Genomic DNA, 25,748 nt, shown 5'->3' with positions numbered 1-25,748 from the left:
AGCTTTGCGCCGGTTTCAAAAAAAAAGCTCCGAATGGAGCTTCAACCTAATATCAGGCACCTATAAATTCCTGGTACTGCTCTGCGGAAAGCAAGCCGTCTTCGTCGCCGGGGTTAGCCAGACTGATCTTGACCATCCATCCGCGACCGTAAGGATCGGTGTTCACGAGTTCGGGCTCACCGTCGAGTTCTTCATTTACTTCAAGCACTGTACCTGCAACCGGGATGAAAAGGTCGGATACTGTTTTCACCGCTTCAACCGATCCAAAAACATCGCCTTTGCCAAGCGCTTCTCCAACGGTGTTAATGTCCACATACACAATGTCACCTAATTCATTCTGGGCATGCTCGGTGATGCCGATAACCGCTGTATCTCCTTCAATACGAATCCATTCGTGATCTTCTGTGTATTTGAGTTCTGATGGAAAATTCATGATAAAATCAGGTAAGTAGTGAACATCTTTGGAGCGCAAATTACAGGATGTAAGCTGTATTTTCCAAATCAAAATGTTATTCAGCCAAATTGAACTTCAGCTGCACGCCACCGGCTGTGCTGGCGCGATAGAATGAGTTGGAAACCAGCGGATCGTTGAACGTGCGGTCGAAATAGAATTGTACGCTTAAACGGTTGTTAACCATGTAATTCACCGTCGGCCGCAGCTGGAAGTTGATATTCCCGGCAATGGGGATATTCTCTCCGTCAAATTTCCGCTGGATCGAACGCGTATCGCGGAATGTCATCGCGAGTTGCATGGTCATATCGTTTTTCAACTTCTTCTTCACACCATTGATCTTGAACGGCAGCGGCACATTGTTTTTTGTAAAGCCAATGTTGACAGTGATATCCTGGTTGAAGAGCTCGGCTACCTGCGAGTTCGAAAGGTTCAATGCGATGGTGCGATCGCGGTTGTATTCGACACGCGCGGTTATACGGCTCTGCGTGCGCATCTCCACACCCACCAGCGGCTGGAATTTCTCCGAAAGTGTAATGGTACTCATCGCAAACACGGGCACATATTGGCCCAGGTCGTTCAATCGGGATGATAACGGATAACCGGTTACAGCAAGGTTTACATAAAGTGCCTCGTAATCCAGCGACGATGTGAAGTTACCTACGCTGTAATTGGACATGTATTTATGCCGCAAGGTGAACGAGCTGAACAACCGTTTGAACGCCGGAATCGACGAAAGGCCATTGTAGCTCAAATCCCAGTTGGGCATCGGGAATTTCAGGAACGGGTTAGTACGTACCGTTTTAGGGTCCTTGCCGGTATACGCAGCGAAGAAGGCCGAAATGAGTACGTCCTGCGATGTTTCGTTGTATTCGCCGCCGCTTTTGTTCTCTGCATTCAGGCGGTCGCGCAGAATAGCCCGGTAAGCACGGAACTTGTCGAATACCGGCGAAGAATTGTCCCTCCGCATTTTAGCAAATGCAGTCCTGAACGACATGAACGACATACTGAACTGACCATTCCGCAACGGGCTTTGTGACACGAAATTGCCGGACGAATCGGGACGGTAGAATTCCTGGTAAGCATCCTGCCGCGTCAGGCGGGCTTCGATGATCAGCCTGAAATCCTTGAACGGTTCCAATGTCGTATTGGCCGAGAAGTTCTTAGCAATGGTTTGCTGGAACGGCATGTTCTGCTGCTCACTCCGAGTGATCCAGCCCTTTTCTGCTGCCTTCACCTGGAAATTCCGGTCCTGCTGACCTAATACAAAACCCAACCCTGGCGCATTAGCATTGTCCAGCCCGAAATACTTGGGCGCTCTCAGGTAGCCTGGCAACGCGGTCGTTTCCAAAACAGAATAACTTACATTGATACCACGTACAGTCATTAACGCCCTGGTGAGGTTCTTCACAAGGTCGGTCGTACGCATATCGATGTCCTCGATATCACCAGGGCTACGGGCAAAGTTTTTCCTTGCAGCCGACGGTGTATTGGCAAATTTCAGGTAGCGCAGCTTGTTATAAAGCAATACAAAATCCACCTTTCCGGTAACACCCCGCTCGCGGCTGTTGCGGATAATGTCCCCGAACGGCAAGCCTGTCGTGTCTTTTAAACCTAGTGCATTAGCCTGGTAATTGTACCCGATCGAATGTTTGTAATCTGCCGACATCCAGTCCAGAACCGGGATTTTGTCGAGCGGTAACCGGTAAGTCAGGTCTATTTTCTGGTCAAAGTTTTTGATACGGCCCAGCTTTTTGAAATTGCTCCAAAGTGAATCCTTTTTCTCCCCGGTATTGATGTCCCCTTCCGGTTCATCGACGATCGAGTTGGCCGTGGCCGCGTAGGTCAGCGTCATGTTGCGCGTCAGGTTCCAGCCAAAGTCGTAGTAGCGGTTAAACCAGAAATATTTTTCATACAATGGTTGAATGCCATCGGTCGTCAGATCTGCATTGCGCAGTTGGGTTTTCAGGAACCGGCGATCCACATCGGTGCGCAGCGAAACCATGTTCGGCAAGAGCGTCACATTGAATTCCTTAATAAATTCCGCCCAACGACCTGTCGCCTTCCACTTTTTAAATGGTTCGATGGCCTTCGGCTGGCTGGCATACATATATGAGATACCCGCTTTATACATCCGCTGGTTGTACTCCTGTGTCAGGATATTCCGTCGCTTGTCATCACTGAATGCGTAGGTGAACGAAAAGTTTTCAAAGTCGTAGAAATGGTTTCTCGCGCCCGGTTTGGTTTTGATCTTTCGGACGTTCGAGAAGTTGAACCCTCGCTTGACGGCATTCTCTTCCACCATCCGTCTGTAACCATTGCGCTGCTCATCGGTAAGCAGGTTATCCAGCGATGTACTTAATGGCGTATCCGGATCGAGCGGGTCGAAATGCGGTTTCACATTGCGCCGGTCGTAGCTTACAAACAGCGGTATCTGGAAGCCCCAGTTGGCGGGAAGCAATTTGTCCAGAGCGATATTCGAGGAGAAACCATATTCCGAAGTAAAGTTACGCGTGCGTTCACCAATGCGCTGCTGCACGGTCCCGAAACCAAACGTCTCGATCCGGCCGGAAGCGGTCAGCGTCGCAAAATCAGCCAGTTTAGCGTTAAGTTGCGCAATGGCCGCCATACCACCCGTATCGTCGAATCCTTCGACGTGCATTTCATCCACCCATAAACAGAACGATTTCGAACGCTCATCCACCGATTTCGGGTTTCGCATACCGATCATGATCACTTTCAACGCGCTCATATCGGGGTTCCCCACGACGGTGAGCTTATACCGGCCATCGGAAGTCGTAATGGTGTAAGGTACGCTCAGGTTCTTGTCAATTTGCCGGTTTCGCTGTGCTTTCGCGTCTATCAAATCCGACAACGCGATATTGATCTCGTTACCCTCGGGCCAAATCTCCTCCCTTGTTGCCGTCCCCGGGCGTGTTGCCTTCAAACCCGACAGATCGATCTCGTAATAATTCTGGGTTAGGTCCGTACCGATACGCATGAACGCCCCCACCATATTATCCTCGTTCTGCTCATTCTGCATGTGTACATACATACGCAGGCGCTTGCGGAAAAGCAGGTCGAGATTCACATTTTTGAAAACCGCCCGCGAGTCACCATCGCGGAGGTCGGTCACGCAAAGGCTCATCGACTGCTCGTTCAGCAACAATGGTGGACGCTGTGTATTGTCCTGATCGCGTATCCAGCCCGGAGGAATGTCGTAACGGTATTTATCACTGTTACCCTGGCTGTTTTCTTCAACGCTGACAGTTCCGACGGTAAATTTCGCATCATAAGGCTCTGGCACCTCCTGCAAGCCGGGCGCGTCGAGGTTGTAGGTATATTTCCGGTATTGCTGGCCCACCATTTGTAGCTGCGCAAACCGAAGCACTACCGGTTGCTGGAAATCAGTGAGATACATCCGCATAAACCGGATGGATTTAAACCCATTCATACTTCCTACAACACCGGAGAATTCTTTGATAGGTACACGGAAAAGATACCAGGTCTGCTGGTCGGCGGTATTTACGGTTTTATCGACGATATAGCCATTTCCAACCGCGAGCTGTCCCGGTTTTAGGTCTATTTCGTATTCGTAATAGGATTCATTGTCGTTGATCGTATTATCGACGTTCATGTCCTCACCGTCGGGAATGTTGGTCGAAGCCGGCGTTACATCCACAGATCTTCCCTGACTTTCGGGGGAGTTGTTCTCCATCCCTACATAGTTTTTGTAACGTTCCAGCACTTTCAGATCGGCGCTGTCAAGATCGGCCCCGAGGAAGAACTGGAAATCGTCGCCGGAAGGGTCGGCCAGGATTTTTGCACGTGCTTCGGCGGTAAGGTTAGCGGGGAGGCGGTCGATGAATGTTTTGAAAAAAGTACGCTCTTCCTCGTTTGTCAAACCGTCCAGGCCGACATCCTGTTTCTGGCGGGCGCCATTTTCATTGCTGAATGCATTGATCAGGTATTGTGATTTGGTAGCATAACCCCAGGCCGTCGAATCGACATTTACACCTACCTGCTTAGGTACTAGTGGCAAACCGTTTTCAAAGTTGTAACGTTCGTCTGGAATCACGTCTTCCGAAATGTCCCCGAGGTTGAAAACCAGTTTTCCTCCGGTTGTGTTGGGTTGGTCGGAAAAACCGTCCCTAACAGCACTTTTTTTAGAGCCATCATTAATGAACGGATCGAGCATCCAGAACTCAATACTTTCAATATTGGCATTATCAAAGTCATTATCCGAAGTAATCGCACGGCTCAATGCCCCGAAATTGTTTTTCGGGTTTTTCATGCGGCCATCCGGGTTGAGGTCCGTGTTGTAGTTGTACATCCCGCGCTCGCTGGGGTAATATGCAATGTCCAGCACCTGCTGCGGATAAGTTACCAGGCCGGCAATGGCACGGTTCGGGAAAATCTGATTGGGGAGGTAGAGCCGCTCGTAGTAGTTCTTACGGTCTTCGTCATCGAAATTGGTCGGCGGCTGATAACCTCCGCCGAGGCCCTGCGCCCCGCCGAAGATGTTATCGACGGTATATGCAGAGATTTTCGCACGCTTATAGCCGTAGTTCAGGTTTTTACCATCAAAGCCTGCTCTGAACTTGCTCGGGACCGCAGCCAGACGCCATTTCTGAGGCTGACGCGCCAGGTCGTAAACCGTTCTTGCAGCTTCAAAATCGTCCACCAGCGAGCGGTTGTTCACGTCTTTGGAAACACCTGGAAATAATTTAGCAAATTCTCCTTTGAACTGGATCGTCGACATTTCCTTGGTTTGGATCAGCGGCAATGCATCCAGCCATTTGGTCAGGAAAGGTGCGTCCTTGCGGAAGTTCACATCAAACCCCAGCATGGTGTTATTCACAGGCTCGTTACCGATAGATACCCTCGAAAGGAAGCCGGCAGTACGCTCCTTGTATTTCATTGCGGTTAAACCGACACTCAGATTGCGGTTAACAACATAGTCGAGACGTGTTCCTACCAATGTCCTGATCTGGTTCTGGAACATGTCCGGGCGTTCATATTCGATCACGATTTCACGTCCAGAGGCAAGTACGCTGGCATTCAGAATCCGCACACGGCCTATCTGCGCTTCCACAATATAATCCGAGCCCGGAGAAAGCGGCACGCCGCCCGAAGTCACGGTTACGGAGGTTTCCAGCACCCCGAATGGCAACTGCACCTCAGCGCCGCCGCTCGATTGGTAAGCACCTTTGATGAAAAACTTGTTGCGTTCCGAAACCTGCTGCGCATCGATCATCGTCGTGCGGTAGAGCTCGTTGAACACATATTTATTGCGGTAAACGTCCTCGCCCGGCCCGAATTTCCTGGAAAGGTTACTACCGAATGGTTCCAGCACAGGGAAAATGATTCTCCCGGTTTTGCTATCCATCGTAATACCGTCCACAAAGTCAAAGTTACCGTCCGGTTGTAAATCGTTGACGGGATTAAGGCGATCGAGACCCGATAGACGGATCAGCGGAATGTTGGCAATGCTACTTTCCTGCAAATTGGGATTATCGATACCGGTCTGATCGTCTTTGTAAATAACCCTTAATTGAAATCCCTGCTTGTCGATCTGGCTGGTACCGAGCGAATAGATATTTTTCATCATCAAATCCCACATCGGCAACTTGGTGTTGTTACGTATTGTCGAGGATTTAAGGAGTTTCAATGCGATTACCTCGTTGTCCTTCCTTGCCTGGTAATCTTCTGTAAGCTCCCCCACCTTGAAAGCGCGGCCATTTAACGTATATTCATAAGAAACAGCTAAGACTTCATCATTGCGGAGTGCATTGGTAAGGGAAATGTAACCCAGCTGCGGGTGGAATGTATAGTCGCGGTCGACGATCAGACGTTTCGCACCGCGGAGCAATTCGTAGTCTACTGTCTTTTCGAGCCCCAAGCCTGTTATCGCCGTATTTGTATTGTCTACCTGTCTGAAAGCATTGTTACCGGTCAGCGTCTTGTAGAGACCATTGGCGTCGTTTCCGGCTGGTGAGGTGGATCGCACAGGTTGTAAGTTGGGGTTACCGGCACGGTATGGTGCAGGTTCGCCCAAATCGGCAAAACCGGCGATGTTCCGAAGCGATTCGGTGGTGGTCGTGCGGTTGGTAACATACACTTCAAGACGCGTTACAGTCACACCCGAGGTAATGGTCGGTGTATTTTGCAGCGAGCTTTCGTAAATGTTCCGGAAATATTGGGAAAGAAAAAAGTTGCGGTTCTCGTCGTAGGTATCGGCCCGCAATTCAAAATCCCGGCTTTGCGCACCGCCGCGGAGCGTGATCCGCTCTTTGCTGGATTTCTGTTGTGAGGCGACGAAAGTGGCGCTCAGACGGCCAAACTGGAAATCAGTTTTCAAACCAAACAAATTCTGAACACCGGGAATGAGCTGGCTGTTAATGGCCCAGTTGATATTACCCGCTTCTATTTTCCGAATGAAACTCTCCTCTGGATTTTTATAGTTCAGCTTGATCGCATTCTCGAAGTTGAAGTTGGCTTTTGTATCGAAGTTGGTCTGAAAACCGAGCTGATCGCCGAGCTTGGCATCGAAGTTGATATTGATCTGTTCGTTGAAAATGAATTGGGTATTCTTGCGCTGGCGGATCGGGATAGCCGGGTTATCGAGGAACTGGTGCATAAGCCCGAGGTCCAGTGATACGAAACCGGTTGGCTTGAAATTCACGAAGTCATCCCCCAGCAATTTGGTCAGCCCTGGCGGAAGGTCCAGCTTGGGCAGCAGCCCGCGTGCCCCCATGGCACTATTGCCGTCCTGCCTGCCCGCATACTCACGCAGGAGGCTTTTAAATGCACGGTCCTCCTGAATCTTGTCGTATGTTTCAAGGTCCATCCGCTCAGGATAGCGGTAGTTTAATGTACTTCCTGGCATTGGCATGCCGGGGGCTCCGGGTGTCGCCGCACCAGGGGGTGTCTGAATTTTCTCGGTCACCGCAATTTTTCCTGCACTGTCGAGCGTAATGTTCGTAGAGATATTGCTGGGCTCGCGCAGGTAAAATGGTGAACGGGGGCGCGGCTCGGTAAGACGATTGGAATAATAATCTTTCCATCGCATGATCAGCTGAGAGCCCGACCTGTCGATGTTTTTCCTGGTGGTATCATCTTTAAGCGTATCTGCGAGGATGGCCCATTCTTGCGCCTGCTCCGAATATGGTTCACCCTTGCCGCCTGAAACGTTCACGAGTAACACCGCTCCGGCCGAAATGCTTAATACCTTAAAAAGAAATGAGTAAATCGTTGATGACAAGGTAATATACTTATTTAGAGAAGGTTGTATTTACAAACAAATCCATCAACACGATTCCACAGTTGTAAAATTTTTCACCAAATATCATTGCTGTTCCGGTTAACGTAACGCCAGTTTGATAAGATTTTCAACGCTAATAGACTGCCCCTCACGCTTGATGATGACATCCAGACTTTTCTCCGCCGTTGCCTTGGGAATCCCCAGGGTAACGAGCGCAGCCAACGCTTCACTCCGGAGAGTGCCCGACGACGTTTCCGCAGATCTTGGACCTGTTGAAACGAGCTCTTCCTTTCGAATTTTGTCTCTTAGTTCGAGGATTACGCGTTGAGCAGTCTTTGACCCAATGCCTTTGATCGATTGGATCAGGCGCAGGTCTTCATCAATGATTCCTTGCCGTATTTCTGAGGAGGAAAGTGAGGAAAGCATTACGAGTGCTGTCGACGGCCCGATTCCTGAAATGCTTGTCAGATCCAGGAACAGCTTCTTTTCATCATTCCCCCAAAAACCGTAAAGGACGTGGGCATCTTCCCGTATATTGAGAAACGTTACCAGCTTGCACCGGGCACCGAGTTCGGGGAGCGAAGTATAGGTCTGTAATGATATACGAACCTCATATCCTACTCCATTCACATCGATAATAGCGTACGCTGGGTCTTTATAAGTTACAATCCCGTTAACGTAGGCAATCATAAAAATAGTATGTGTATGTTGAAGCGTTAATTTCTAGGTAGAAATAATCAGTTTTTGACCAGGCTTGATCGAGTTGCCCCTGATCTTGTTCCGCTTTTTCAACTGACCGATTTCCAGACCGTAGCGCTGCGAAATAATCCATAATGTATCTCCTTTTTGTACGGTATGATAACGTTTCCGGGTATGACGCTGCTGTTTCGCCAATTGCTCCTCGTCCTGCTGCTGCCTTGCTTTGACAGCGATTCGCGTTGCAGGTACGGTCTCCTTCACCTCTTTATAGATCACCAGGCGCTGTCCCCTGCGGATGTTGTTCCGGCGGATATGGTTCCATTTGCGGAGCGACACTACCGATATCCCATATTTCCGTGCAATGCCGGCGACATTATCGCCCCGGCGTACGGTATATGACACGCGTTTGGTGCGGCTGCGTTGAATTACGTCTTCCTCTCCATCTTCGTCATAGCTTTCATCGTCCGATACGTTCTGCACGTTCGACGCGAGCACGTACGGGAATGAACCGTTACCGCCCAGCGAATCTGTTTTCGTGCTGTCGGCCTTGGCCACCATTACACCGGAAGAAAGATACTTTCTCGTGCAGGAGTCCATAATCGATGCGCGGTTGCTCATCAGGTAAGTGAACTGAACACTAGGCACCTTCAAAACGAAATCACGCGTCTGATCCGGAAGTACCGTTTTGGTGATCTGCGGATTCAGTTTTTTGAGGACTTCAAAATCGATGCTTGCATTGTTACAAAACGTTGCGAGATCGATGTAGCCGTTGATATGAATGGTATCGTTCGGGATCTGAAACTCGGTATTTTCGGGGAAAATGCCGTGGTCGTAGCCATAGTTCATCATGTAGTTCATCGCTACATATTGCGGTACGTACGAGCGCGTTTCGCGGGGAAGTACATTATAGATCGTCCAGAACGTCGTTCCGCGGGAACGGCGCATGGCGCGCTTCACATTACCCGGGCCGGTATTATACGAAGCCAGTGCAAGCTCCCAGTCGCCGAAGATATTGTAAAGCTGTTTGAGATAGAGACAGGCCGCTTCAGTTGCTTTGGCAGGTTCGAAGCGCTCGTCGATGTATTTATCCTGGTAAAGACCGAATTCCCGTCCGGTTGCCGGCATAAATTGCCAGAGCCCGCCCGCTCTCGCGTGGGAAATAACTGTCGGGTTAAGGCCCGACTCGATCATCGAAAGGTATTTCAGTTCGGTAGGTAAGCCGTGTTTCGCAAGCGCCTTTTCAAAAAGCGGGAAATAGAGCGGCATTCGCTCCATCATGGTTTGCGTGAATTTGGCTTTTTTGTAGATAAAGTACTCTACAAATTCGTGCGAAGATTTGTGGTAAGTAAGCGGAATCGACTTTTCAAGCTTTGCAAACCGTTCTTTCAAAAGCTCCTCCGGTACAGCGGGATTGGCTCCAATTTCCTCAACCTCCGGGAGAGACGGCATCAAATCATTTTCGTCCTGAGCAATAGTCTCAACTGTATCCTGCCCGGATGTCAAACTCTCCTGTGGAACCATCGCCCCGCCAGGCGTATTCCAAAACCCTGCACACATGGCTCCGAGCCACAATACTCTTTTCGAAATCCTCATTAATAAATGTTTTTTGAAGGTTAATCAATTCACGGTTTTCAATGGCTTATACCTGTTGATGATCCACTTACAGATAGAAGAATCCTTTTGGGTTTTGAACTGGCCAGATGAATCAGAATAATCTCTAATACATTTTTAAAAATTCACGCAACATTCTCATTCAGAATAACGTAACATGGTTGCCTGTTATTCTGGCACGATAATTTTCTTTGAAACACTGGTAATAAATACAGCCGTTGCCTTCAAAAAAGAGCGCAAAAAAAGGGACAATGCCCTTTTCGCCCTAGTGGCTCTGGTTGTATGTTACAGCCCCTTCCGTATTCAGTTCGGTGAGGTAGTTGGCAAATGCCAGCATTTTCTCCTCTCCGAAATAGGGGGCCATGACTTGAATCCCGATCGGCATTCCCTGATCGTCCAGCCCATTCGGAATGGACACCGCAGGATTACCGACGACATTCGCCTGAACAGTGAAAATGTCCGCCAGATACATTTGTAACGGATCTTCTGTCTTTTCACCAATCGTAAAAGCTGTGGTAGGTGTTACCGGGGAAATCAGGAAATCGAACTGCTCGAAGAACCGGCCTGTTTCCTCCCGCACCAATCTTCTAACGCGCTGCGCCTTGGTATAGTATGCGTCGTAATAATTTGCGCTTAATACGAAAGTACCTAACAGTATCCTTCTCCTTACCTCATCGCCAAAACCTTCTGTACGCGTCTTCTTATACATGGTTTCGAGATCCACGGATTCGGGACTGCGGTAGCCGTACCGCACACCGTCGAAACGTGACAGGTTCGAACTTGCTTCCGCAGTCGTGAGAATATAATAAGTAGGCAAAAGCGAATCCAGCAACGGCATATCGATACCGACCACTTCATGACCTTCAGCGCGAAGGCGGTTGAGCAAATCGGAGGTCTGCTGGCGGATTTCCGGTGCAATGGCTTCATTCTCCACCGCATCTCGGATGTATCCGATTTTAGCTTTGCCTTTCCACTCTAAACTGGCAGTATAAGCTGGAACCGGTCGTTCTGAAACCGTACTATCGAAATCATCGGCACCCGACATCACTTCCAGAAGCAATGCAGCATCAGCTACACTTTTGGTAATGGGACCAATGCAGTCGAAAGACGAGGCATAGGCAATAAGGCCGTAGCGCGAAACGCGCCCGTAGGAGGGTTTAACACCAATCACACCGCAGAATGCGGCCGGCTGGCGCACCGAACCACCCGTATCACTTCCCAAAGAGGCATGGCAAAGCCCAGCCTGAACGGCAACAGCCGATCCTCCCGACGACCCGCCAGGTACTTTGGCATTGTTAATGGCATTCAGTACAGGCCCGAACGAAGAATTCTCATTCGACGAACCCATCGCAAACTCGTCGCAATTTTGCCGCCCGATGATGATCGCATCTTCATCGATCAGCCGTTGCACGGCGGTTGCGGTGTAAGGTGCTGTATAATTTTGAAGGATCTGGCTTCCGGCCTGCAAGCCGTGACCCGTAAGCGAAAGCACATCTTTAAGACCAATCACCATGCCTGCCAGCTTTCCGGCAGTTCCATCGGCAATCTTGGCATCCACAGCCAGGGCGGCTTTTTTTGCTTCCTCGGTATAAACTTCAACGAAAGCATTGAGATGCTTGTTAGCCTCTATTTTTTCCAAATAGTGGTCAACCAACTTGACGCACGTCAAACCTTCTTCACGTAGATCTCTCTGAATTTCGGCCAGCGTCAGATACTCTTTCAAGGCAATTTTTTTGTGGGGTTGTAAATAAAGAATCAGAGCCGTTAAGTGATAGCTTAATGGCTCTGGATCAAACCTTCGATAAGATGGAAGCGTTATTTGGGGTCTTCCATGCTTTTTTCAATATTTTCCTTAACGTCTTTAGTAGCGTTCTTGAACTCATTGATACCCTGCCCCAAACCGCGCATAAGTTCTGGGATTTTCTTTGCTCCGAAGAAAAGCAACACGAACAGAGCAACCAGGAAAATCTCCTGTCCGCCCAACCCCATAATTCCTAAAACGGTTATTGATTCCATATCTGTTTCTTTTATTAATGTTTACAAAAATAACTATTCTTTTTTATAACAACCAGACCTGCGGCCACTTTTATCCGATATTAATTGTCTTCGTGGTCTTCTCCCAATCAGCGAATTTCCGGATATCGTCACCCAGCGTCTTGATGAGCCATACTACCAGCGCAACATCGTCGGTAATGCCTATAACCGGCAGGAAGTCAGGAATAAGGTCTATAGGAGATACGAAATAAATGAGGACAGCGACTATCGACACCAAACTTTTCCAGGGAAGCTGCTTATATTCGCCGGAGGCATAGGCTTTCACCATGCGAAGCAGCAGCTGGACGCTCGACTGGAATTCGGAGAGGTTTCCTTTGAAGCCCACCGTCTGGAGTTTCCCCAGCACCTCTTTGGCAAGTTCAAACAAGCGGGTAGAATTTCTCGCGTAACGTCCAGCTTTTCCTGTGGCCTTCTTAAAAAATATCGACTGTAAAATCCGAGAAATCATTGACTGGTCATTCATTATACAAAGCAGGGAAAAGTGGTTTATAAAGCCATTATAACTATCAACTTACGGAAAAAATTGCGTTCCGGATGGCGGCCGGGCTTCCAGCCGACCGCTTTGCGGCAAAAAATCAATTTCCGCTTGGTTTAAACAAATTATGTATCATACTTTTAGGAAAAAATATAAAAAGCATCAATTTCTATACAATTAACCATATTTCCCTATGAAGATTACTGTGGTAGGTGCGGGTGCGGTAGGCGCAACCACTGCCGATAATATCATTCGTCGTGAGCTTGCAGAAGAAGTGGTGTTGCTGGATATCAAAGAGGGTGTCAGCGAAGGTAAGTCCCTGGATATGTACCAGACGGCCGCCTTACTGGGATTCAATACCAAGCCCATCGGCTCGACCAATGATTACGAGAAGACCAAAGGCTCGGATGTGGTTGTGATCACCTCGGGGCTGCCTCGTAAGCCGGGCATGACCCGGGAAGAACTGATCGGCATCAATGCAGGAATCGTAAAGGGAGTTACAGAAAACCTTCTGAAATATTCGCCGAAAGCGATCGTGATCGTGGTTTCCAATCCGATGGATACCATGACTTACCTGGCTTTGAAAGAATCGGGCATTCCTAAAAAACGTCTGATCGGTATGGGCGGCGCTTTGGATAGCGCACGTTTCAAAACCTACCTGGCATTGGCCATGGACGTTTCGCCGCTCGACATTCACGGAATGGTAATCGGTGGGCACGGTGATACTACGATGATACCATTAACCCGGTTGGCGACCTACAACGGTATCCCCGTTAGCCGTTTCCTCTCCGCCGACCAGCTCGAAAAAGTAGCTGCTGACACGATGGTAGGCGGCGCGACGCTCACCAAACTCATCGGAACTTCGGCTTGGTACGCTCCCGGCGCGGCTACGATGATGCTCGTGGAAAGCATCGTGCGCAACCAGAAGCGCATTGTGCCTTGCAGCGTTTACCTGAATGGCGAATATGGCCAGAAGGACATTTGTATGGGCGTACCGGTGGTACTAGGCCGCAGCGGCTGGGAAAAGATCGTCAACCTGCGCCTCAGCGACGCCGAAAAAGCTGCGTTTGAAAAGTCAGCGGAGGCCGTTCGGTCAATGAATGCGGCTTTGAACTTGTAAGCGACACTTAAATAGTTAAAATACAGGCCGGTCCGGATTTCCGGGCCGGCTTTTTCTTTGGCCTGATATTTGGTTTTGGCAGCGACTTGTTTTAACTTATGTTTAAATAGTATAATAATTTGATAATTTAATACTATTTATCAGCAAACATTTTATCATTTAAACACACGATCCATGAAAAAAACGCTATTAATTCTGCTTTTCATTTCCATTTCGATTCAGGCTCTGGCGCAGTCTGTGAAAGGGAAAATCACCGACGAAAAGAACGGCGCTCCCTTGCCTGGCGTTTCCATTCTTGTACAAGGCACCAACACGGGAACAGTAACCGACGCGGATGGAAATTTCTCCCTGAATGTGGCCGACGGGAATTACAACATCGTGATTTCCTTCATCGGGTACACGCCTAAAATAATTCCGGCGGTCGTATCGGCAGGGCAATCTTCACCACTGAACATCGCATTGGCCGAGTCGTCCGAAGTGCTTGGAGAGATTGTGGTTACCGGCTCACGCAGCGGCGGGCGTTCGCGTATCGACTCCCCCGTTCCGGTGGATATTATCCCCGTTTCACAGATCACCAACAGCGTCGGACAGGTTGATATCAATCAGATATTAACGTATATCGCTCCCTCGTTCCAGTCGTCGCGGCAGACGATCTCCGACGGTTCCGACCACATCGACCCCGCTCAGCTACGTGGCCTGGGCCCTGACCAGGTGCTGGTCCTCGTGAATGGCAAAAGGCGCCACCAATCGTCGCTGGTGAATGTCAACGGCACGGTCAACAGGGGCACGGTAGGAACCGATTTGAATGCGATACCAGCCACCGCGGTAGAAAAAATAGAGATTCTTCGTGACGGAGCAGCCGCGCAATACGGCTCGGATGCCATTGCCGGGGTCATCAATATTATATTGAAAAGCCGCACCGGGTTAAGCGGAAATGTGTCGTATGGCCAGAACGTCACCAGTTATGACAAAAACTATATTATCAACAACAATAAGGATGCTTCCGTAAACATTTCGGATGGTGGTACCGCTCAGTTGGGTCTTAATTACGGCCTGAAAGTGGGCCAGAAAGGCTTTGTAAACATCACCGGCGAATATGTGAGTCGCAGCGCTACCAACCGGACCGGCACCTACACCGGTCAGATTTTCCCGGCTGTTGACGGCAAAGTGGTAGACGACGAAACGCTGGCTCAGAGAGGCCTCACACGCAACGATTTCGATATGCGTATCGGCAACTCGGAAGTAAAAGGCGGCGGAGTTGTCTTGAATGCCAGCATTCCCCTGACCGAGCAACTTGAACTGTATGCATTCGGAGGGTACAATAAGAAAAAGGGTAATGCGGCCGGGTTTTACCGCTACCCGAATGGAATCCCCGCTGCCGTGCGAACGAATGTGTTCGCAGTGTATCCCAATGGCTTTCTACCCGAAATCAATAGCGATGTGACCGATATATCGGCGGCGGCCGGTATCCGGGGAAAACTGGGCGAATGGCGGTTCGATTTGAGCAATACCTTTGGTAAGAATGATTTCGACTACCGCATTACCAATTCAGTGAACTTCACTCAAGCGGTTTCGGTCAGCAACTTCCAGCGCGAGTTTAATGCGGGTGGGAACGGGTTCTCGCAAAACACCATTAACCTGGATTTCGGGCGCAAATTTGATGTTTTACATGGCCTTAATGTTGCGCTTGGCGCAGAACAGCGGAGCGAGAAATACACGATTACGGCCGGCGAGGAAGCTTCCTACAAAAACTACGACGTGGCCGCAGGCGTTCCCGCGGGTGCCCAGGTTTTTTCGGGATTCTTTCCGCAAAATGCCGGGTCGCATTCCCGCCATAGCGTGGCAGGTTATCTGGATCTCGAACAGGATATTTTCAAAGCTTGGGTTGTCAGCGCGGCACTTCGTTTCGAAAACTATTCCGATTTTGGGAATACGCTCAATTACAAAATTTCGACCCGCTACAAAATCACCGACGGCATTGCATTACGCGCCTCAGCGAGCAGCGGCTTCCGGGCTCCTTCGCTGCAGCAGCGTTATTATGCCAAAACGAATACCCTTTTTGTGACGCAAAACGGCCAGCAAGTACCACAGGAAAGCGGTACATTCACCAACGACAGCAAGCCAGCCGAAATCCTGGGCATTCCGAAACTCAAACAGGAAACTTCCCAGAGCTATACCGTCGGTGCCACTATCCAGGTCAGCAATGCATTTGAGCTGACGGTGGATGCCTACCAGATCGACATCGACGACCGTATTGTATTAACCAACAATTTCAATGACGGTGGTAATGCCAACCTGAAAGCCCAGCTGGCGGCAGCTAATGCGACAACGGCGAACTTTTTCGCCAATGCCGTCGATACGCGATCAAGGGGAATTGAAGGAGTTTTGTCTTACAATACCAAATTTGGCAAAAACCAATCACTTAGGGCCGTGCTGGCAGGGACCTTTATCCAAAACAGGGTAAAGAAAGGGGCGGACGGCAAGCCGGTGGTCCACGCTTCCGATATACTGATCCAGACCAAGCAGGTAAACGCCTATTTCAACCGCGAAGATTTAAGCCGGTTTGAAATAGCCAGCCCGCGGAACAAGCAAAGCCTGACCATTAATTACAAGGCAGGGAAACTCGGGGTAATGCTGCGCGGAGTAAGGTTCGGCGAAGTTACTTATTGGGACCCGACAATTGATCCCAGCAAACCAGACTCGTGGCCGGTGAATACACTTACCGGTAATAAAGAGACGCTCGACCAGACCTTCGGCGCCAAGATAATTACCGACATGGCATTAAGCTATGATGTAGTGAAAGGTATCGGAGTGACGGTCGGGGCTAATAATGTGCTGGATGTTTACCAGGACAAGCACACGCACTCTGGCAATGTCAGCTCGGGCCGGTTCGTGTATTCACGGCGCGTTCAGCAAATGGGCTTTAATGGTCGCTACTTGTTTGCCAGACTGAATTTCACATTTTAGGACATTCCAGGCCAGCCGGGCCCGGAATGTCCGGCTGGTTTAAATTGAAATCTGATACTGCAAGGTCCAGCTACCACGCCGGCCGTTTTTCGCAAGCTCATTAGCCACCGTAGCCGTTTTATAAACCGGCCGGTTCTCATAATTAAGCGACAGCTTGCCATTATGTGCCTTGATCAGCCAGTTGACACCGAGGTTATACACATTTGCCGGATCCTGCAAGCGGTCATAATCTCCCCGTTGCAACGAAGCATAGGGCATTAATGTACCCTGGTCGCCCAGCAGGCCTTCTTTTAGCTTATAACCTGCCTGCGCGTAAATCACATTGCCCGTACCAAACATCGGATACGCATTCCCGTGCGTGCCGCCCACGCCCGCGATGGGCTGCGTGGTGCCGGTTGCAGGGTTCATAATGCCGTTGTAACGAAGATATCCCTGGCCATAATCAGTACTAAAATAGCCGAGATAGGCCGACAATGCAGTTCCTTTCTCTGCATTCAAAGGCATATCCAAGTATGCAGCCACCGACCAGAGCGTCATAGTGCTGTAAAGGGTATCTACAGCTTCTTTCCGCCAGGTTGCATTCTTTTGCGAAGTGATGCCCGCTTCCAGGTTCAGGACTTTGCGTTTGCCGAGGTAAGTGCCGGTCATGTAGCCGGGTGTCGTGTTGTCTTCGGTATCAAAAATATTGTAAATGAATAAACCCTGGAATTGTTTACTGTTTTTACGTTGCGAGAAAACCGAGTTCTGGTTAAGCGCCGCTGGTATAGAACCGCTGGTTTCGACCGGGAATGGATCAGCGACACCGACACGATAATTGAGCTTCCCGATTTGCCCGCGGCTGTAAACGGTCAGTTTTCTGGAAAATTGGTCGGTCTGGTCAACAGTGGCTTGCGCAAAAACCGGTACATCCATGGTCATGATCGTACCGATGCTGGGCTGCGAAAAGCGGGAAAAACCACTCACGATCGTCAAGCCACCGCCAAAACGAATGAAACTGTTGCCTTTTCGCTGCACTTCATATTCCCCGACCGCATCATGGAAAAACGCAGCGATCTTTCGCTGACTGGGCGTCCCGGCAGTATTGTATGCCGGAAATGCGCTGACCTTATTGAAATTGTTCATTCCAAATTGTGTGTAGAAAAATATCCGGTCGGTGAGCTGGCCAAACAGCTGCATGCGCGTACGGCGAAGGCCGATGTCGAAAGTGTTTGTCTGGGCATCACTCAAAACGGTGGTACCGGGGTTATTGTCGTTCAACCGCAGCCATATCTGATTCGTGAATGTGAATTTCACATAATGTGAACCGGATTCGTTAAGATTGTAGCGGATATCATTTCTCTTGTTGTCGCTTTGCGACATGACCGGCTCCGTCACGGCAGACGTACCGAGGAGCACGAGGGAAAGGATTCTTTTCATTAAGAGTACTATTGAGTTACACACTAATATCGCGATAAACCCTTCTGGAAGAGCTAAAACGACATTACAGTTAATTGAAAAAGATATTGAACACGGCAGAAAAACGACTCGCAAAAAGTCATTTCCCAAGCCGGGCCTTCAAATATAAGGCGGGTTGTGCTGCTGCCATACTCTTTTTGGCGACAATCTTGCTGCCCGCATTTGCCCAGGAAACCCCTCCGCTGATCAACTATCCGGCCGCGCTCTACAAAGCCCACAACCAGAATTGGGACATGAGCCAAAGCGCAGATGACATCATATATTCCGCCAATTCAGACGGTTTGCTGGAACATGACGGGGCGTCCTGGAAACTCTATCCCCTGCCCGACGGACAGATTGTTCGTGCAGCACTTTACGCCGAACAAATATCAGATCTGGCCGGAGGAAAAGTCCTTAACCGGACCATGCAGGCCGAGCAACGCATTTATGTAGGTGGTTTTTCGGAATTCGGATATTGGAAAAGAGAAGCAGACGGTCAACTGAAATACTACTCGCTGAGCAAAAAAGCAGGTTTCGCGAGCCTACGGACGGAAGAAATCTGGCATATTCTTAAAACACCCAAATACATTTACTTCCAATCCTTCTCACAGATTTACCGCTACGACGGCAAAAATCTGAAAGAGATTACGAGCCCGGGCAATATTATGTTCATGCGATTTGTCCAAAACCGGGTGCTGGTGCAATCCATCGGGAGCGGCATTTACGAGCTGAAAAATGAGAAATTTGAACCGCTGCCCGGCACAGAAAGCCTCTCGCCGACGACCGTATCATCGATATTACCATTTTCCAATGGCGGAATCCTCATTTCCACCACCAAGCACGGGCTGTTTACCTGGCGAAACGGCAGTCTTACTCCCTGGAACATCGCCATTTCGGAAGATTTAAAAAGAAACATCGTCAATCGAGCGATCGTCATGAGCCGAGATAGCAGCATCGTCTTCGGAACAATCCAGAACGGCGTTTATGTGGTTTCAAAAAATGGCGTATTAAGGTATCAATTCAATAAGGAAACCGGACTGCAGAACAATACAGTGCTTGCTCTGAAAGAAGACGCGCGGCACCAGCTTTGGATCGGACTCGACCAAGGCATCGACATGGTTAAAATGTCGTCGCCTATTATTGCTTACCAGACCAACGATAATCCCCTAGGCTCCACGTATGCGGCGGCGATCTGGCACGGAAAGCTCTACGTAGGCTCGAATAAGGGTGTTTTTGTCAAAAAATGGCTTTCGCCCGAACCCTTCCGGCCGGTACGGGGACTGGAAGGGCAGACCTGGGCACTCAAAGTGATCGACGACCAGCTTTTGTGCGGCCATAACGACGCTACCTATCGAATTGAAGAAAATGGTATAACCAAAATCTCGAATATTAACGGCGGATGGGTGTTCCTGCCCGTCCGCAACGGGCGGGATACGCTGCTCCTGCAGAGCGCGTATATAGGGCTGCACGTGTACAAAAAGGACGCAAAGGGCATTTGGACGTATGCCTACCCGGTCAAAAATTCGGTACCAATCCCGATCAAACACATTGCCCGCGACAAATCAGGAGTCTTCTGGCTCGGGCATGCCTACAAGGGTCTGTTTCAAACCAAACTTACTCCGGCGCTCGATTCCGCACTGCTTTGGAAGGAATTCAAAGCACCGCGCGATCTGCCGAGCGAGTTTTCGGTGGAGGTGGTTCAATGGCTTAGCGGCCAGGTGCGGGTGCGCTCGGGCAATGCATTTTTCCAGCCCAATGCATCAGGGAAGTTGGTGCCCAGCAGCGATTTTCTTAAAGAAGATGAATATTACAAGGTCAGGACAGGCCTGCATGGCGACTGGTTCAAAGTGTTCGCGAACCGGGTCGCATTTTATCAGCCAGGCAAAGAGGCCCGTAACCTGCCGCTCGCGCTCGTGCGCAATGCGGAAACGGTCGTGCCGCTTTCGGAGGACTACTATTTCTTCTGCCTCGACAATGGGTATGCGTTATACAACCGCAAATCGCCCGACCAGCAAAATGACGTAGCCGGCCCGCCCGTGGTCCGGAAAGTGGCAAACCTGCGCAACCTGAATGAAACATTCGCGATATCGGGCAACCCGTCGCTCCCAGCAGAAGTGCGTGCACTGCGCATCGCATTCGCATTGCCGGTTTACGGCCAGAATGTGCAATATAAATACCGCCTCAAAGGCCTGACGGATCAGTGGTCGGAATGGACAGACCAGAGCTTTGTCGAATTCACAAACCTGGAATCGACCGACTATATTTTCGAAATACGGAGCAGTCTAAATGACACCATTGGCACCTACCATTTCAATGTGAAGCCATTTTGGCGCGAGACGCTGATGGCCAAAATACTATTCGCTGTGCTGATCGCACTGGCATTGGCCGCATTGCTCCTCTACCAGGAAAAACGGCTCGCACGCCACCGCCGGAAGCTGATCGAAGAGCAGGAAGAAAAACTGCGTCAACAAAGGCTTACCAGCGAACGGAAGATCATGCAGATCCAGAACGAAAAACTGCAAAGCGAAATCCAAAGCAAAAGTCAGCAGCTATCAAATGTGGCGATCAATGTCGTAAAGAAAAACGAGATCCTCGAAGAAATACGCGACGAGCTCAAACAGGTAAAAGCCGAAATGGGGACACAGCTCCCCAACATCCATTACCAAAAACTTTTACACAGTATCGAACGGAATGTCGCTGGTAAAGACGACTGGATCTTGTTCGAACAGAACTTTGATGAAGTGCATGAACAGTTCTTTAAACGGCTCCGACAAATATACCCGACCATCTCACCCTCGGAGCTCCGGCTCGCAGCATGCCTTCGCATGAATCTCTCAACAAAAGAAATGGCTCCCGTCCTGGGGATTTCTGTACGCGGCGTGGAAATCAAGCGCTATCGTCTGCGAAAAAAGCTCGGATTGGGTGTAGACGCCAATCTGGTACAATTTATGATGGACATTTGAAGCAATTGCACTAATCCGTCATCAACCCCTCAATTATTCAACTAAACCTTGCATTATTCTCATTGATGTAGTGGTGATGTAGTGCTTTTTTTGATTCCTCCCCTCCTTCGAAGCTAACTTTGAAGTCAATAATTTCTTATAATAATTCAATCACCAATTTGAAACTGATGAAAACTATTGTACGATTACTGTACATGCTCGTTTTCCTGGCGCTCGGAAGCTTCTCCTACGCGCAGGAAATAAATGTGACTGGGAAAGTCACTTCGAGTGCCGACAACTCGGCGCTACCGGGCGCCAGCGTGCTCATCAAAGGCACTACCACCGGTGTCCCTACCGATGCCGAAGGTAACTACACCATAAAAGTTCAGTCACCACAATCTGTCCTCGTATTTTCGATGATCGGGATGGTTACCCAGGAGATTACCGTGGGCAACCAGACTACCCTGAATGTCGCCATGCAGGAAGATGCCAAGGCATTGACCGAAGTGCTGATCGTAGGATATGGTACACAGAAAAAACTCGACGTTACGGGAGCTATCACGCAAATCAAAGGAGCCGAGATTTCCAAGCAACCATCCATGAATGCGGTCAGTGGTTTGCAGGGCAAAGTGGCCGGTGTGCAGATAAACAACTCTGGTAAGCCGGGCGAGGCGCCCCAGATCCGGATCCGTGGTGTTGGGACAGCCTATGGCAGCGCTAACCCGTTATATGTGGTAGATGGTGTGTGGTTCGACGATATCAGCTTCCTGAATTCGGGCGATATCGAAAGCATGAACATCTTGAAAGACGCATCCAGCCAATCCATTTACGGTGTGCGTGCGGCTAACGGGGTCGTTTTAATCACTACTAAAAAAGGAAAATCCGGACAGCCGATCATCGATTACAATGGCTTTGTAGGCTACCAGAAGGTGACCAATCAGATCAAAATGGCGAATGCGAATGAATATGCCACGATGATCAACGAACTGAGCCGTATCAATGGCAAATCGGATATCCTCGATCCCACGCAATTCGGCGAGGGCACCGACTGGTACCACCAGATCTTGCGGAATGCATTCGTGACCAACCACCAGCTTTCGATCAGCGGCGGCGGCGAAAAATCAACTTACAACTTCTCGCTCGGTTACCTGGATCAGGATGGTATCGTTGAAAAGAACAATTTCAAGCGCTACACCGCCCGTTTGCAGAATGATTTCCAGGTTTTGAAAAGCCTGAAAGTAGGTTATTCAGCGACTGGTTCTTTCAGCAAGTCGAAAGATGAGGCGGGCGGCATTTTCCGTCAGTTATATGCTGCGGGCCCTGTGGTACCGGTTTATTATGCCGACGGCACCTACGGCGATCCTACCGATTACAATCTTGGTGACGGTAACAACTTCAATCCGCAGGTTACCGTTGATTTCTACAACCAGAACACCAAAAAGACACTTCTTACCGGCAATGCTTACGCAGAATTGTCCATATTGAAAGGCCTGACATTCCGCACCAGCCTCGGCGGGCGTTACGGACAGGATGAAACCCGCACCTATGTGCCACAATATGTTGCTACTTTCAAACAGCGCAACACAACCAGCTTCCTCGAATTCGTACGGCCGCAAACACGCTACTGGATCTTTGAAAACACTTTGACTTACACCAAAGATTTCGGCCAGCACAGCATTACAGCACTTTTGGGCCAATCCGCTCAACGTGACCAGTCCTATAAACTGACCGCCAATGCTTTGAATGTCCCCTATTCAAGCGAAGGAGACCTTTACCTGGCATTAGGCAGCGCGGACGGACGTAACGTGAAAGACGAAGGCGACCTCGGAACTTACGCTTCGTACTTCGGACGTGTCAATTACTCATTCGGTGAGCGCTACATGCTGAATGCTTCACTCCGCGCCGACGGTTCGTCTAAATTCTTCCAGGGTGGCAATGCCTGGGGTTACTTCCCTTCGGTGGGCGCAGGCTGGGTGATCAGCAATGAAAACTTCATGAAAGGCCAGACGATTTTCGATAACCTGAAAATCCGCGGTAGCTGGGGTAAAATCGGTAATGCTTCCGTGCCTTCCAACCTGTCAACGCTCACTGTGGCGACCGGCGGTGGCCTGGCGGCTATCTTCGGCGGCCAGTTGAATACCGGTGCCAGCATTAACTCCATCATCCCTCCTACTACTTACTGGGAACGTGGCGTAGGTACCGACGCAGGTATCGAGGCATCCTTCCTAAAATCAAGATTAACGGTTGAATTAGATTACTATATCAAGAAAACCGAGCGCGCGATCTTCGACATTCCCGTGTTGACTTCGATCGGTACCAGCTCGGGCCGGATTGTGGGCAACCAGGCTGATTTCCAGAACAAAGGCTTTGAATTTGCATTGAACTGGCGTGACGACATCACCGACGGTCTTTCTTATAGCATCGGCTTAAACGGAGCAGTCAACAACAACAAAGTCCTTTCCGTATCGTCGGGTGCAAACCCTATTTATGACGGCGGTGTAGGGCTCACCAGCGGCGCGCTTGCAACACGTACCCGCGTAGGTGACCCGATCGGATCATTCTACGGCTATGTGGTCGACGGTATTTTCCAGAATGAAGAAGAAATCAAAAATTCGGCGCAGCCTGGCGCTAAACCCGGAGATTTCAAATACCGCGATATCAGCGGAACCAACGGCGTCCCCGACGGAACAATTTCCGGCCTCGATCGCCAGGTTATTGGTAACCCCAACCCTAAGTTTACTTACGGTATTAACACCAGCTGGACTTACAAAAATATCGACTTGATGCTCGACTTCCAGGGTGTTGCCAAAGTGGATATTTACAATGCCAACATGGGCTGGCGCTATGGGAATGAGAACTTCACCAAAGACTTCTACGATAACAGATGGCATGGTGAAGGCACTTCGAACACCTACCCCTCGGCCAATATCGGCGGAGGTCAGAACTACCTGCCAAACACATTCTTTGTCCAAAGTGGCAGCTATTTCCGGGTAAGAAATGCACAGATTGGATTCACGTTCCCGCAGGCATTTAATGAAAGGCTGAAAATCCGCAAGCTGCGTCTGTATGCCAACGCGCAAAACCCTTTGAACTTCTTTAAATACAAAGGCCTGTCACCGGAGGTAAGAGCCAACGAAAACAAACCGACGCAAGCCGGTATCGACGCCAACGTGTACCCGCTCTCAGCGACTTACAACTTTGGTATTAATGTCACTTTCTAAGATCACAAGCGATATGAAAAATATAAATTTTAAAACCAATTTGAAGCAGAAAGGGCTATACCTCGGGCTGGCAGCACTCCTGATCGTCCCGTCCTCTTGCAGCGACAGCTTCCTCGATGTTGATCCGCAGGGAAAACAGGCCGGAGCCGTTTTCTGGGAAAGCGAAGCGGACGCTACAAAGGCCGTGAATGCGATGTACGCCAATTTGCGAAGCTGGAATAACACTGCTTTTGCTGCCATCGCATTGGAAAGTATGGGGTCGGACGACGCTGAAAAAGGAAGTACCCCATCGGATGCGACGTTTTTCAATCTGTACGACACTTTTACAGTAGGCTCTACCGACGGGCAGCTTGGCGGATTCTGGGAAGGACAATATCAGAATATCAATTACGCCAATCAGGTAATCGACAATATTCCGGCTATCAGCATGGACGACAACCTGAAAGCGAGATATCTTGCCGAAGCGAAATTCATACGTGCTTACTCCTATTTCAGGCTCGTAAGGGCATTCGGGGACGTACCTCTACGCCTTAGCCTGCCTAAGGATGCAACCGAATACAACCTGCAACGCACGCCAAAAGCAGATGTATATGCGGCCATCGAAAAAGACCTGACCGAAGCAACAGCCGTATTACCCCAAAACTACGGCGCTGCCGATCTCGGCCGGGTTACCAAAGGTGCGGCGCAGTCGCTTCATGCCAAAGTTTCTATGTACCAGGGCAAATGGCAGCAGGTTTTCGATCTGACCACTCAGGTTATCAACTCGGGACAATATTCCCTGTTTGCTGATTATGAGGCATTGTTCCGTGTGGCCAATGAAAATTCAAAAGAATCGATCTTCGAAATCCAAAATGAGCTGATACCTTCCAACAAGGACGCGTCCAACTCGCAATACTCCCAGGTGCAGGGCGTTCGCGGTGTCACCGGAGGCGGATGGGGTTTCAATGTCCCTACCGAAGCGCTTTCGAAATCGTTTGAAACGGGCGATCCCCGCAGGGATGCAACGATCATCTTCCGTGGCGAGACAACGCCGTCAGGAGATGCCATTCCAGCAACGGGCGACAACCCTATGTATAACCAGAAATCGTACGTGCCATTCAAACTGTATGTAACAGGCTTCAATGAAGGCTCTCAGCAAAACGTTCGGGTGATCCGGTATGCAGAAGTGCTGCTGATGAATGCAGAGGCCGCAAATGAAATCGGCAACACCACACAGGCGCTTGCGTCGCTTGAACTGGTCCGTGCCCGTGCGAGAGGTGCCAGCAAAACGATTTTGCCAAAAGTTACCACTACCGACAAAGCTGCATTGCGCACGGCGATCTGGAACGAACGCCACGCGGAACTGGCTATGGAATTCGATCGCTATTTCGATGTGATCCGTCAGGGACGTGCCGCGGAAATCTTCGGGCCAAAAGGCTGGAAAGCCGGCAAAAACGAAGTATGGCCGATACCTCAGAATGAAATCGACCTTAGCGCAGGCGTGCTGACCCAGAACCCAGGTTATTAATC

13 protein-coding genes are annotated in these 25,748 nt (G+C 49.7%); 5 read left to right on the top strand and 8 right to left on the bottom strand.

Annotated elements, in window-relative coordinates; genetic code table 11:
• Positions 1-52: 52 nt before the first annotated feature.
• The 7 genes from gcvH to AAHB90_RS29580 form a co-directional block, all read right to left on the bottom strand.
• Positions 53-433 carry a glycine cleavage system protein GcvH gene (gcvH, locus tag AAHB90_RS29610; protein WP_342088921.1) on the bottom strand — a complete coding sequence of 127 codons (381 nt, stop codon included), beginning with the start codon at positions 431-433 and terminating at the stop codon, positions 53-55.
• Positions 434-509: 76 nt separating this feature from the next.
• Positions 510-7,715 carry a T9SS outer membrane translocon Sov/SprA gene (gene sov / locus AAHB90_RS29605; protein ID WP_342088920.1) on the bottom strand — a complete coding sequence of 2,402 codons (7,206 nt, stop codon included), beginning with the start codon at positions 7,713-7,715 and terminating at the stop codon, positions 510-512.
• A gap of 99 nt (positions 7,716-7,814) precedes the next feature.
• Positions 7,815-8,405, bottom strand: a complete 591-nt coding sequence (gene ruvA, locus AAHB90_RS29600; protein ID WP_342088919.1) for a Holliday junction branch migration protein RuvA — start codon at positions 8,403-8,405, stop codon at positions 7,815-7,817.
• Between the two features lie 33 nt (positions 8,406-8,438).
• A complete protein-coding gene (locus tag AAHB90_RS29595; RefSeq protein WP_342088918.1) occupies positions 8,439-10,007 on the bottom strand; it encodes a lytic transglycosylase domain-containing protein in 1,569 nt (522 codons plus the stop codon).
• A gap of 283 nt (positions 10,008-10,290) precedes the next feature.
• Complete coding sequence (gene gatA / locus AAHB90_RS29590) at positions 10,291-11,748, bottom strand: Asp-tRNA(Asn)/Glu-tRNA(Gln) amidotransferase subunit GatA (protein ID WP_342088917.1); 1,458 nt, start codon at positions 11,746-11,748, stop codon at positions 10,291-10,293.
• 92 nt (positions 11,749-11,840) lie between these two features.
• Positions 11,841-12,041, bottom strand: coding sequence for a Sec-independent protein translocase subunit TatA/TatB (locus AAHB90_RS29585; protein WP_015813903.1), 201 nt, complete (start codon positions 12,039-12,041; stop codon positions 11,841-11,843).
• Between the two features lie 70 nt (positions 12,042-12,111).
• On the bottom strand, positions 12,112-12,528 hold the full coding sequence (locus AAHB90_RS29580; protein WP_342088916.1) for a YkvA family protein: 417 nt from the start codon (positions 12,526-12,528) through the stop codon (positions 12,112-12,114).
• A gap of 220 nt (positions 12,529-12,748) precedes the next feature.
• Here AAHB90_RS29580 and mdh point away from each other — a divergent pair, with 220 nt between their 5' ends.
• Positions 12,749-13,675: a malate dehydrogenase gene (gene mdh / locus AAHB90_RS29575; RefSeq protein ID WP_188934731.1), complete on the top strand. Its 927-nt coding sequence runs from the start codon at positions 12,749-12,751 to the stop codon at positions 13,673-13,675.
• Positions 13,676-13,849: 174 nt separating this feature from the next.
• Positions 13,850-16,642 (top strand): TonB-dependent receptor, encoded by a 2,793-nt coding sequence (locus tag AAHB90_RS29570; RefSeq protein WP_342088915.1) that lies wholly within the window; start codon positions 13,850-13,852, stop codon positions 16,640-16,642.
• Between the two features lie 39 nt (positions 16,643-16,681).
• Here AAHB90_RS29570 and AAHB90_RS29565 read toward each other — a convergent pair whose 3' ends face one another.
• Positions 16,682-18,058: a hypothetical protein gene (locus AAHB90_RS29565; protein ID WP_342088914.1), complete on the bottom strand. Its 1,377-nt coding sequence runs from the start codon at positions 18,056-18,058 to the stop codon at positions 16,682-16,684.
• 74 nt (positions 18,059-18,132) lie between these two features.
• Between AAHB90_RS29565 and AAHB90_RS29560 the strand changes: the two genes are divergently transcribed.
• The 3 genes from AAHB90_RS29560 to AAHB90_RS29550 all read left to right on the top strand — a co-directional run bounded on the left by AAHB90_RS29560 (position 18,133) and on the right by AAHB90_RS29550 (position 25,746).
• Positions 18,133-21,039, top strand: coding sequence for a triple tyrosine motif-containing protein (locus AAHB90_RS29560; RefSeq protein WP_342088913.1), 2,907 nt, complete (start codon positions 18,133-18,135; stop codon positions 21,037-21,039).
• A 167-nt stretch (positions 21,040-21,206) separates the two neighbouring features.
• Positions 21,207-24,239 (top strand): SusC/RagA family TonB-linked outer membrane protein, encoded by a 3,033-nt coding sequence (locus AAHB90_RS29555; RefSeq protein ID WP_342088912.1) that lies wholly within the window; start codon positions 21,207-21,209, stop codon positions 24,237-24,239.
• A 13-nt stretch (positions 24,240-24,252) separates the two neighbouring features.
• Positions 24,253-25,746 carry a RagB/SusD family nutrient uptake outer membrane protein gene (locus tag AAHB90_RS29550; protein WP_342088911.1) on the top strand — a complete coding sequence of 498 codons (1,494 nt, stop codon included), beginning with the start codon at positions 24,253-24,255 and terminating at the stop codon, positions 25,744-25,746.
• The last annotated feature ends 2 nt before the right edge of the window (positions 25,747-25,748 follow it).

This window comes from Dyadobacter sp. OTU695, assembly GCF_038440355.1.
Taxonomy (GTDB): Bacteria; Bacteroidota; Bacteroidia; order Cytophagales; family Spirosomataceae; genus Dyadobacter.
Note: the sequence above shows the minus strand (reverse complement) of the source record. Positions and strands in the feature narration are given on the sequence as shown.